The sequence below is a fragment of the Butyrivibrio sp. NC3005 genome, assembly GCF_000424545.1.
GTDB lineage: Bacteria > Bacillota > Clostridia > Lachnospirales > Lachnospiraceae > Butyrivibrio.
Genome location: NZ_AUKC01000069.1, coordinates 1 through 12188, shown reverse-complemented (window position 1 = coordinate 12188; position 12188 = coordinate 1). Strand labels below are relative to the sequence as shown.

Genomic DNA, 12188 nt, shown 5'->3' with positions numbered 1-12188 from the left:
TTAGAAACAAGCTTAGAAAAGAAGAAAAGAAAAAGCGTGACGAAAAGTCAGAAAAAGCGGATTAAAAAGATGGAATAAGATTGAAGATTTCAAACTAGTCGGGTAAAATAAATAAGAAAAGTGTTACTAGGAAGAAAATCCGCTTGGTTATGAGAAAAGTTTGATAAATATTTTTATTTTTTATTATAAGCATGACTTCTTGCTGAGATTTAGGATAATCATCAGCAAGAATCCTGCTTCGCAGGACAAAATTTGTCTTAACGACAAATTTTGGTCTAGTACGGTTATTGATTTTCCTGATGAAAACAATAACCTATGCAAAGCGGAATATATTTAGATAATAAAATTGAAACTGTATGGAGAGTAGCTATGGCTTTAGGTGATGATGTTATTGATGGTGTAAAAGAAATTACTGACACAGTGACAAGAGCAGTAAATACGGGGGACTTTAGCCATTTAAGTTCAGATATTAAGAGAACTACAGAACGTTTTACTAGCTATTATCGTCATAATCCCAATAATACTCCTGTGGTAAGAACACAGGGGCGTGTAAATGAATTTGAATATAAAAGACAGCAAAGAGAACAGGCGAGGCTTGAATACTATAACAGAACTCAGCAATACACTGAGATGCGCAGGAGAACAAGTGCTTTTTATAAGCGAAATGTAGGAAGTACTATAGGTATTGGTTCAGTGATTTTTGGAGGAATTGGTACAGGTATTAATTCTATATCTGCTCTTGGTACATTTTTGGGAACATTATTTCTTCCAAATCCGGCCACAATAACTCTTACTGCTATATTTTCAGCCTTAACATTTGCTTCCTTGATGCTTCTTAGAAACGGATTAAAGCAAAGAAAACTTGTTGCTGAATATAGAGTATTTAAGAGAATAGCTGGCAATAGCGAATTTATAACATTATCTGAATTTGCCAGAAATGTTAACCTGACAACTGAGAAGTTAAAAGAAGAGCTTAAGAAGATGATGGGACAGGGGATGCTTCCTGGAGCAAGCTTTGATGATCAGGAGACAACTCTTTTACTGACTGATAATGCATATAGTCAGTACATAGCAATGCAGGATGCTAGAATTCAGAGAGAGAATCAGATTCGTGCAAATCAGATAGATGTCAGCAATATGTCAGAAGATTCTGAGGCACAGAAGATTTTGAATGAGGGAAATCAGTATATTTCTTTTATTCATAGTGTAAATGACAAGATAGCAGTTAGTGATCCTATGACAGACAAGCTTAATAAGCTTGAAGAGATTATGCACATTATTTTTGAGCAGGTTAGAAATCATCCTGAAAAGGCAACAGAACTTAGAAAGTTCATGAATTACTATCTGCCAACAACTAAGAAATTGTTAAATTCATATATGTCACTTGATGATGCATCACAGAGGGTAGCAAACGCTGCAGAATCAAGGGCACAGATTTCAGAAGCTATAGATATGATAAATAAAGGTTTTGAAGCTTTATTAAATGATTTAATGCAGGATCAGGCGTGGGATATTTCTTCAGATATATCCGTTATGGAGACAATGTTCCGTCAGGATGGTCTTGTTAAGGAGGAGAATAAGTAAGTATGGAAAATCAATTTGGACAAATGAATGCATCTAGTACCAATGACACAGTTATGGAGAAACCATCAGCACCAACTCTTTCTTTTGGAGCAGCCCCTGCGCCTGCACCGCTTGCTGTAACACCAAGCGCTATGATTACACCTGAACAGGCAAAAGAAGAGGTCGAAAAGAAGGCAGAGCTTTCACCAGAAGAGAGAAAACAGGTTGAAGAGTTCGTTAAGGTTATTGATATTACTGATTCTGGTGCGATTTTAAATTATGGTGTCGGAACACAGAAAAAGCTTGCAGATTTCTCACAAAAAGCTATAGACAACGTTAAGACCAAGGATATGGGTGAAGTAGGCGATATGCTTACAGGTCTAGTAACTCAGCTCAAGAACTTTGATGTTGAGGAACAGGAACATGGTATCATGGCTTTCTTTAAGAGATCTGGAAATAAAGTAAACGAACTCAAGGCAAAGTACTCTTCTGTTGAAACCAATATTACAGAAATAACCCAGAAGCTTGAGCAACATCAGGTTACTCTTATGAAAGATATTGCTCTTATGGATCAGATGTATGAACTTAATCTGAACTATTATAAAGAGCTTAATATGTATATTATTGCAGGAAAAGAAAAGCTTGAGCTAATTAGAAACGGCGAATTGGCACAGCTTCAGCAACAGGCTGCTTCAACAGGTCTTCCAGAAGATGCACAGAAAGCAAAAGATCTTGCAAGTCTTTGTGATCGTTTTGAGAAAAAGATTTATGATCTTGAGCTTACGAGAACAATTGCAATGCAGACAGGCCCTCAGATTAGACTTGTACAAAATTCAGATACCATAATGGCTGAGAAAATTCAGTCTACAATAGTTAATACTATTCCACTTTGGAAGAACCAGATGGTAATTGCTATTGGTGTAGAGCACTCCACACAGGCTGCAAAGGCTGAACGTGAAGTTAACGATATGACAAATGAACTTCTTAAGAAGAATGCAGATAGGCTTAAAGTTGCTACAATTGAAACAGCCAAAGAGTCCGAAAGAGGCATTGTGGATATCGAAACACTTCGTCATACAAATGAGCAGCTCATCAGTACAATCGATGAAGTTCTTACAATCCAGCGCGATGGAAAAGAAAGACGACGCGTTGCAGAACAAGAGCTCAACCAGATTGAAAGCCAGTTAAAGGATAAACTGATTGAAGCATCAAGAAATTGAGTGATTAGATAAGCTGTTAATACTAAAATACAACTAAAAAAATATGCTAAAAGTGGCGCTTATTTGCGCCACTTTTTTGTTGTTCAATGCCCTGAAAAGTGTTAAGGTAAATATAGCCTGAAACGTCTAGACAGCGCGAAAAAACAAGCTTTTTAGAAATGGAGAGTATAGCTATGACAGAGAAGGAAATTAAAGATTTACTTATTGAGGGATTTGCCAGAGAGTTTGGGGATTCTGAAGGCATAAGATTATTTTTTGCACCAGGGCGAGTAAACCTCATTGGTGAGCATACAGACTATAATGCAGGACACGTATTTCCATGTGCTCTTACAATAGGAACATATGCTGCAGTGCGTAGAAGAGATGATAGACAGATTCGCTTTATATCACTGAATTTTGAAGGAAGTAGAAGAGATTCTTCACTAGATGATTTAACACCATCAAATGAAGCCGGCTGGACTAATTATCCCAAGGGAGTAGTTTGGGCATTTGAAAAAAGAGGTATTAAATTTGAAACTGGTTTTGATATGGTAATCTATGGAAATATTCCAAATGGTTCAGGACTTTCTTCATCAGCTTCACTTGAAGTACTTACAGGATTTATGCTCAAGAATCTTTACAACCTTGAAGTTACAAATACAGATCTTGCAGTAATAGGCCAGTATTCCGAGAACAATTTCAATGGGTGTAACTGCGGAATTATGGACCAGTTTGCATCAGCTATGGGAAAAGAAAACAATGCTATTTTCCTTGATACTTCAGATCTTTCATTTGAATATGCACCTATAGTATTAGACAAAGCCAAGATTGTAGTAACAAATACTAATAAAAAGCATAAACTTACAGATTCTCAATATAATGCAAGACGAAGTGCATGTGAACAGGCACTTACTGAACTTCAGACAGTATGTGATATTAAAGGGCTTGGAGAACTTAGTATCGAAGAATTTGAAGCTCATAAAGATGCTATCAAAGACGAAGATAGAAGACGTAAAGCAAAGCATGCAGTATATGAGAATCAGCGAACAATAAAGGCAGTTAAAGCGCTTAAAGAAGGAAACCTAGAAGAATTCGGAAAGCTGATGAATCAGTCTCATGTATCACTTCGTGACGATTATGATGTTACAGGAATTGAGCTTGATACACTTGCAGAAAAAGCATGGGAAATCGATGGAGTTATAGGATCTCGAATGACCGGCGGCGGATTCGGAGGCTGTACAGTATCTATTGTAAAAGATGAAGCAATTGAAAAGTTTAAAGAAGAAGTTGGGAAAGAATACCGAAATAAAATTGGATATGATTGCACCTTCTATACAGTATCAATTGGTTCTGGCCCAAGGGAATTATAATCTATTTTTTATTGAATGGAGATAACTATGATCCGTAAAACAAAAGAAGTGACAGAAAGAGCAAAAAAAGTGTGCGAGCTTCTGGATAAGCAGTATGGCAAAGATTTATACACTTACCTTACTCATACAAATCCATTTGAGCTTTTAATTGCCACGATTTTATCAGCACAATGTACTGATAAAAGAGTAAATATGGTCACACCAGGATTGTTCAGAAAATATCCGACTGTACACGATTTTGCTATTGCGGATCAAAAGGAACTGGAAAAGGATATCCATTCAATAGGTTTCTATCATAGTAAGGCTAAGAATATTATTGGCTGTGCTCAGAAACTTGAGAAGGATTTTGGAAGTGAAGTGCCAAGAAAGCTTGAAGATCTTATATCACTTCCAGGAGTTGGAAGAAAGACAGCCAATGTAATACGAGGTAATATTTTCCAGGATCCCAGTATAGTAGTGGATACTCATGTAAAAAGAATATCAAGAAAGCTTGAATTTACTGACTCTGAAGATCCTGTAGTAATAGAAAAGGATTTGATGAAAATCTTACCAATGGAAAACTGGATTAGATATAATATTCAGATAATATATTTAGGAAGAACTGTCTGCATTGCAAGAAATCCAAAGTGCGGAGAGTGCTTCCTAAAAGATATTTGCCCATCGTGCAAAGCGGAGTGACAAAAATATATTATCCAATTTGATCTTCGATATAATTCACGATTGAAGTTTTGCTGAGAGCATTGATAGAGTTTGCAATTGGAAGAAGGCTCTTTATTTTTTCTTCAGCTTCTTCTGGTGTAAGATCCAAATGGTTTTTATAAATATCACATAGAATGAAATATACTTCTGAGGTGTCTGTTCTTGTGGAAACTGCAAATTCGCATACGTTTGCAGCTTCCTTATATAACTTATCTTCGTAAAGAAGCTTTGCCCATTTTTTTAATGTTGTCACTAATATCATGTAGTTTTCATCATATTCTGTTAAAGGCATAAGGTTTGCTGCGCCATATTTGAATTTCAATTCAGTATTAGTGATACCGGTAAGGTTTAGGATTTTTTTGTCTTTAGAAGCAAGCCTTCTTATTGTTTTCTCGCAGGATATAACTTCTGGTTCTTCATTCAAAGCGCCAAAAGGAAGACTATCTTCTGGAATTTTAATATAGGGAAGATAATCAATATTTTGCTTTCTTGTAGAGTTGGCTCTCTGCTCGCGCTCCCAGAAATTTTCATTTTGCTCTGCGCCTTTTTCTCTTATCATTTTCATGCGAAGATGAATCCAGAAACATAAAACAATAATCATTGCAAGAAATGGAAACTTCATATATAATTCCTCGTAAAAGTAAAGTTAATTATGTTAACGGGTTAAGTGCTAAACAAATGGATATTTTTTGATTAAATACTGTTAATGATTTTGAATTTAAATGGATAAATATTAAATAAATATCAGCTTTACATATTGAAAATAAGTAGTAACATAGAGATATGTGTCATTAAAATTTTTTGTGATTTTTAGAGGAGGAATCATGTTTAAACGAAATAAAACAAAAAATCTAGTGGCAGCAATAATTGCTGGACTTATGATATTAACAATGGTTATATCACTTCTTTCAGCTGCTGTCTAATTTGATTATATCATAATTATGGTGAGGGTTTATGAAAAAATATTTATTTATCTTGCTGGCTTGTTTGACGATTATGAGTGGTTTGTCAATTAAGGCAGAAGCAAAATCTGGCAAGATACCAAATAATGTACACATCGGAAGTGTTGATGTTTCAGGGATGGAAGAAAAAGCAGCTTTAGCAGCTGTTGATAATTATATGTCCAAGATAGCTAATTCGAAAGTTACTTTTACAGGACTTGATGATGCATCTGTAACACTAAGTGCTAGTGAGCTGGGTATTCTCTGGACAAACAGAGATGTTATAGATGATGCAGTCAATATTGGGCATAAAGGAAATGTGGTACATAGATATAAGGAAAGTAAAGACGTAGTAAACGGTGGCAAAAACTATAATCTGGATGTTTCTGTAGATGATACAGTTCTTACAGAGGTTTTTGAGAATAAGTGTTCTTCTTTTAATCAGAAGGCTCAGAATTATACGTTGAAAAGAAATGGTTCTTCTTTCACGGTTGTAGATGGAGTGGCTGGACATGCTATAAATGAAGCTGAATCCATTAAAAAAGTTCATGAAACAATGGATAATTGGGATGGTAATGATTGCACAATAGGTTTGTCTATAGATGTTACAGAACCTGAGGGGAGTAAGGATGCACTCAAAGATGTAAAAGATGTTCTGGGAACATATACTACTACTTATAAGACATCTGGTGCTGCACGTTGTACTAATATTGCCAATGGATGCAGACTGGCAAGTGGCCTTACACTCTATCCTGGTGATGAATTCAATATGCTGAATCAGATTACCCCTTTTACAGAGGCGAACGGTTATGCTCTTGCAGGTTCTTACTTGAACGGGCAGGTAGTTGAGAGTTTTGGAGGTGGAATCTGTCAGGTATCCACGACTTTGTATAATGCAGTTCTTAGAGCAGAACTAAAAGTTACAGAGAGAAGTAATCACTCCATGATAGTAACTTATGTAGATCCTTCATGCGATGCAGCAATTGCAGAAAATGGTGGTAAGAATTTCCGTTTTGTAAACAATACAAAGTATCCGGTTTATATCGAAGGATATACAAGTGGTAAGGCTATTACGTTTACTATCTATGGAAAAGAAGAACGTGATGCAGGAAGAAAAGTATCTTATAGTAGTGAAACTTTAGAGACTACAGATCCTGATAAGGATAATTTTGTGACAGATGCATCTCTTCCGGTTGGATATGTCAAAGTTACCCAGTCGGCACACAAGGGTATTAAAGCTCAGCTTTGGAAAATAGTTACAGTAAATGGCAAAGAAGAGAGTAGGGAAGTAGTTAACAGCAGTAATTACAAGATGGTTCCAAGAATTGTAACTGTGGGAGTTGCAGGATGTGATGAGAACTGTCTTGCGATGTTAAATGCAGCTATAGCAACAGGCTCTTACAATCAAGTATCAGCTACAGCTTCAACAATTGCAGCAACTCTTCAGCAGGCACAGCCTCAGGTTGTAGATCCTAACGCACAGGTAGCAGATCCAAATGCACAGCCGGCACAGCCTGCAGACCCTAATGCGCAGGCGGCAGATCCAAATGCTATGCAGGGTCAGCAAGTGCCTCAGGTGCAACAGCCGGATGCACAGACAAATCCAGGACAACAGATACCGGTACCAACAGATCCTACAGTAGTAGGTAATTAATTTATTAAATAGGAGTATGTTTTGCGAATTGGAAAAATAACAGAGAATGTTTTAAAACGTTCTATTTGGAAAATTGCAAGGAAGACATATACTGATAACAGCGCAGAAGGTTATACCGACTGCGCCGTTTTTGCTACTGACAATAATAGTACTAATATATGCTCATCCATAGCAACTTGGACCCTTGATATAGAGAATGCAGGAAAGTATGCAGTAGTAAATGCAGTAAATAACCTTGCGGCAGCAGGCGCTGATGTTAAAGAGCTGATGATTTCAATAGTCATGCCAGAAGATGCTGAAGAAAAGAAACTTAGGCAAATAATGGAAGACGCTGCAAATGCAGCTGTTTATTTTGGAGCAGAGATAAAAAGCGGTCAGACAGAAGTATCCCCAGCTGTTAAGAATTGCATTATTACAGTAAGTGCTGTTGGAGAAAAAATTAATAGTGAAAATAAGGATACAGAAATAAAGCCACAAAAAGGTGATGCTATTATCATGACCAAGTGGATAGGACTAAGCGGAAGTGCTATTCTGGCAGATGAAGGAAGAGATGTAATAGATAAACACTATCCGCCGTTTATCAGAAATGCAGGAGTTTCGTTTGGAAAACTTGAATATTTGGAAGTTGTAAAAGATGCTGAAATTGCCAAAAGATGCAGGGCAAAAGTCATGCATGACGTATCATTTGGAGGCATTTTTGCTTCTCTTTGGGAACTTGGTCAGATGACAGGACATGGATTTGATGTGTATTTAAACAGAATCCCGATTAGACAGGAAACTGTTGAAATGACAGATATACTCAATGTTAATCCATATCAGATGACATCCCAGGGAGCGCTATTGTTTGTGACATCTAATGCTGATAAAGCCTTGGAAGAATTTGAAAAGGAAGGCATAAATGCGCAGGTAATAGGATATTTAAAAAACACTAATGACAAAGTTATTTATAACGATGAAGAGAAAAGATTTCTGGATCTTCCTCAAACAGACAGCATAGTTGCTTATAAATATTCAAGATGATTAACGATTATTACATTACATTGGCAGAAAAAAATATGGCACAACTAAAGAAAAAAGCATCAGTATCATAAATAAGCATGCGGATTTTTTTCCAAAATCTCTAGACCATATCATGGTGCTGTGTTAGGATAGGGATAAAAGTGTTACTGTATATTTGTGTATAACAGTAGCATATTTAGGACAAATATAATTTTATCTATGGAGGGTATAATGGCACTTCGTGAAGAGATTTTAACAGTAATCGAGAAAAATAGTCGAATTGGAATAAATGAGCTGGCGACAGTTCTTGGAGAAGATGAAATAAATGTCGCGAATGAGCTCAAGGCTATGGAAGATGAAGGCATTATTAGTGGATATCACACCATGATTGACTGGTCTAAGACTTCCATCGATAAAGTAATGGCACTTATAGAAGTAAAAGTTACGCCAACAAGAGGAATGGGATTTGATTCCATTTCAGAGCGTATTTACAGATTTCCACAGGTATCAAGTTTGTACCTTATGAGTGGTTCTTTTGACCTTATGGTAATTGTTGAGGGAAGATCACTTCTTGAAGTGGCTGAATTTGTTAATACTAAGCTTGCTGTACTTGATACAGTTCAGAGCACAGCAACTCATTTCATATTGAAAAAGTACAAAGATCATGGAACAGTTCTTGCTAAAAAGCAAGAAGATACTAGAGAGAAGGTAAGCCCATGAGAAATCCATTATCAAACAAAATAACTGAAATAAAACCGTCAGGCATTCGTAAATTTTTTGATATCGTTCAGGAAATGGATGATGTTATTTCACTTGGTGTAGGAGAACCGGATTTCGATACTCCGTGGCATATTTGCGAAGAAGGTATTTATTCTCTGGAAAAAGGAAGAACCTTCTATACCTCTAATTCTGGTCTTAAGGATTTGAGAGTAGAGATTTCCAATTATATTGGAAGAACCCAGAATGTATTTTATGATCAGGCTGATGAAATATTCATCACAGTTGGTGGATCAGAGGCAATTGACCTTGCAATGAGAGCCATGATTAATCCTGGAGATGAAGTTCTTATCCCTCAGCCTAGTTATGTTTCTTATGAGCCTTGCACTATTCTTGCAGATGGAAAGCCGGTAATAATCGAATTAAAAGAGGAAAATGATTTCCGACTTACTGCACAGGAAGTCGAAGATGCAGTAACAGATAAGACCAAGATATTGGTGCTTCCGTTCCCGAACAATCCGACAGGAGCAATCCTTGAACAAAAAGATCTCGAAGAGATTGCAGAAGTAGTCAAGAAGCATGATTTATATGTTATTTCTGATGAAATATACTCTGCACTTTCCTATAAGGAAAAGCATGTTTCAATAGTGACAATTCCGGGAATGAAAGAAAGGACTATTCTTATTAATGGTTTTTCTAAGGCATATGCAATGACAGGATGGAGACTTGGATATGCATGTGGACCAAAAGAAATCATTAAGCAGATGGTGAAGATTCATCAGTTCTGTATTATGTGCGCACCTACTACCAGCCAGTATGCGGCGATTGAAGCTTTAAAAAATGGTGATGATGATGTAGAAATGATGCGGAAAGAATACAATCGCAGACGTTTGTTTCTTCTAAGCGAATTCAAGAAAATGGGGCTTGAATGCTTTGAACCGTTTGGCGCTTTCTATGTATTTCCCAGTATCAAAAAATATGGACTTACAAGTGATGAATTTGCAGTAAAACTTCTGGAACAGGAAAAGCTTGCAGTGGTTCCGGGAACTGCTTTTGGTGATTGCGGCGAAGGATTCATCAGAATTTCCTATGCATATTCTATGGACAATTTGAAAGTTGCACTTGAAAGATTAAAAAGATTTATTTCTACGCTTCAGAAGTAAAAAAGCGTTTGAATTCTGATTTAGTAAGTAATATTAGGGTATAGAGGGTTAAAATAGCTTTTTAGTTGAAGATAAAGGGGCATTTTTAAACATAATAGCAAAAACTAAATATCGGGGAGGTTTTCATGAGGAGTATTTATGTAAATCAAGTAGGATTTTTTCCTGAAAGCTACAAAAAAGCTGTTCTTAATTTCAAGGCATCAGAGTTTGAAGTTTGTAATGACAAAGGTGAAAGTGTATTTAAGGGAAATATCAGGCACTTTGGGACAGATGAAATATCTGGAGAAGATACATTCGTAGCTGATTTTTCAAAAATGATTCAAACAGGAAAATTCTATGTCTGTGCAGAGGGCTATAAATCCACTACTTTTGAAATTTCTGAAAATGTCTATGACAAGCTGATGAAAGATATCTGCAAATGCTTTTATTATCTTAGATGTGGTGATGCACTTACCAAAGAGTTTGCAGGTGAGTATTATCATAAGCCTTGCCACATGGAAATGGCAACTGTTTATGGAGAAGAGAATGTCAAAGTAGACGTAAAAGGCGGCTGGCATGATGCAGGCGATTATGGAAGATACTCAACAGCAGGAGCAGTTGCGCTTGCTCATCTTTTATTTGGTGTTCGTTTTTTTAATAATCTTTTAAAAGTAAAATTTAATATTCCAGAAGTTGAGGTTAATGGAAATGTTTTACCTGATATTTTATCAGAGTGCAAGGTAGAACTAGATTTCCTTATGAAAATGCAAAGAGATGATGGCGCGGTTTGGCACAAGGTAACAACCTTTTGTCATGCTCCTTTTGTTATGCCGGAAGATGATAAGAGTGAACTATTCATATTCCCTGTTTCATCACTTGCAACAGCCGATGTAGCAGCAGTATTTGCCCTTGCATATACAGTGTATAAAGACTATGACAAAGAATATGCGCAGCTTCTTTTAACGCATTCTCTTAAAGCTTACGACTGGCTTAAGGCAAATCCTGAGGAACTGTTATTTTGCAATGCAGAAGGCTCTAATACAGGCGAATATGGCGAAGCGGAAGACATTTCTAATAGATTTTTTGCAGCATGTGCTTTGTATGAAGCATTAGATGAAAAGAACTACTTTGAAGATGCCATCATTCAAAAGGAAAGACTTGAAGAATATGATAAAAAGCAGAAATTAAAAGGTTATCAGGGGGATATATTCACCTGCCTTGGATGGGGAGATGTAGCAGGACTTGGAGCACTTTGTCTTTTGCTAAAAGATGAGAGTAACATTCTTACAGATAAAATAAAGAAACACTTTGAAGATGAAGCTGACCGGCTTTGCGCAAATGCTAAAAAGAACGGATTTGGTCTTTGTATGGAAAAAGATGATTTTATCTGGGGAAGCAATATGGAATTGTTAAAGTATCTCATGGTGCTGACAGTTGCAGATAGAATAGAGAAAAACGATGCGTATAAAAATACCATTGAATCCGGCATAGATTATCTTCTGGGCTGTAATAGTATGGACACAAGTTATGTAACAGGTAATGGAGAAAAAGCATTTAAAAATCCGCACTTAAGGCCGACAGCAGTCGATAATATTGAACTTCCATGGCCAGGTCTTGTATCAGGAGGACCAAATGTGGGACTTCAGGATGAAAGAGCAAAAGAAGTTCCTAAAGATTCAGCTCCTATGAAATGTTATTTAGATCACATCGATTGCTATTCTTTGAATGAAATAACTATTTATTGGAATTCACCACTGGTGTTTGTAATGGCAGGATTAATGAAGTAATGGATAGGAAATTATAGGTTATTGTTTTCATCAGGAAAATCAATAACCGTACCAGACCAAAATTTGTCGTCAAGAGAAATTTTGTCCTGCGAAGCAGGATTCTTGCTGATGATTATC

Annotated in this window: 10 protein-coding genes; 9 read left to right on the top strand and 1 reads right to left on the bottom strand. The window is 36.5% G+C overall.

The genetic code is table 11. From position 1 onward, the window contains the following. Positions 1–369 precede the first annotated feature (369 nt). From G634_RS0114220 to nth, 4 genes are all read left to right on the top strand, one after another. A complete protein-coding gene (locus G634_RS0114220; RefSeq protein ID WP_026505837.1) occupies positions 370–1584 on the top strand; it encodes a 5-bromo-4-chloroindolyl phosphate hydrolysis family protein in 1215 nt (404 codons plus the stop codon). 2 nt (positions 1585–1586) lie between these two features. Beyond that, positions 1587–2783, top strand: coding sequence for a toxic anion resistance protein (locus G634_RS19420; RefSeq protein ID WP_242826823.1), 1197 nt, complete (start codon positions 1587–1589; stop codon positions 2781–2783). A gap of 173 nt (positions 2784–2956) precedes the next feature. Continuing rightward, entirely contained in the window at positions 2957–4132 is a 1176-nt protein-coding gene (locus tag G634_RS0114210) for a galactokinase (RefSeq protein WP_026505836.1), read from the top strand. 27 nt (positions 4133–4159) lie between these two features. Next, positions 4160–4810: an endonuclease III gene (nth, locus tag G634_RS0114205; RefSeq protein ID WP_035800271.1), complete on the top strand. Its 651-nt coding sequence runs from the start codon at positions 4160–4162 to the stop codon at positions 4808–4810. 10 nt (positions 4811–4820) lie between these two features. Here the strand turns inward: nth and G634_RS20520 are convergent, their stop codons facing one another. After that, the gene (locus G634_RS20520) at positions 4821–5453 is read right to left on the bottom strand and encodes a hypothetical protein (RefSeq protein ID WP_051234055.1); all 633 of its coding nucleotides are present in this window, start codon (positions 5451–5453) and stop codon (positions 4821–4823) included. A 332-nt stretch (positions 5454–5785) separates the two neighbouring features. On the opposite strand from G634_RS20520, the gene G634_RS19410 reads away from it, so the two are divergent. The 5 genes from G634_RS19410 (at position 5786) to G634_RS0114170 (ending at position 12071) form a co-directional block, all read left to right on the top strand. After that, on the top strand, positions 5786–7426 hold the full coding sequence (locus tag G634_RS19410; protein ID WP_051234053.1) for a VanW family protein: 1641 nt from the start codon (positions 5786–5788) through the stop codon (positions 7424–7426). A gap of 21 nt (positions 7427–7447) precedes the next feature. Then, positions 7448–8446, top strand: a complete 999-nt coding sequence (locus G634_RS0114185; RefSeq protein WP_026505834.1) for an AIR synthase-related protein — start codon at positions 7448–7450, stop codon at positions 8444–8446. A gap of 210 nt (positions 8447–8656) precedes the next feature. Then, entirely contained in the window at positions 8657–9145 is a 489-nt protein-coding gene (locus G634_RS0114180) for an Lrp/AsnC family transcriptional regulator (RefSeq protein WP_026505833.1), read from the top strand. Beyond that, positions 9142–10305, top strand: a complete 1164-nt coding sequence (locus G634_RS0114175; protein ID WP_026505832.1) for an aminotransferase class I/II-fold pyridoxal phosphate-dependent enzyme — start codon at positions 9142–9144, stop codon at positions 10303–10305. Before G634_RS0114180 ends, G634_RS0114175 begins: the two co-directional genes overlap by 4 nt. A 125-nt stretch (positions 10306–10430) precedes the next feature. Next, positions 10431–12071, top strand: coding sequence for a glycoside hydrolase family 9 protein (locus tag G634_RS0114170; RefSeq protein ID WP_035800268.1), 1641 nt, complete (start codon positions 10431–10433; stop codon positions 12069–12071). The last annotated feature ends 117 nt before the right edge of the window (positions 12072–12188 follow it).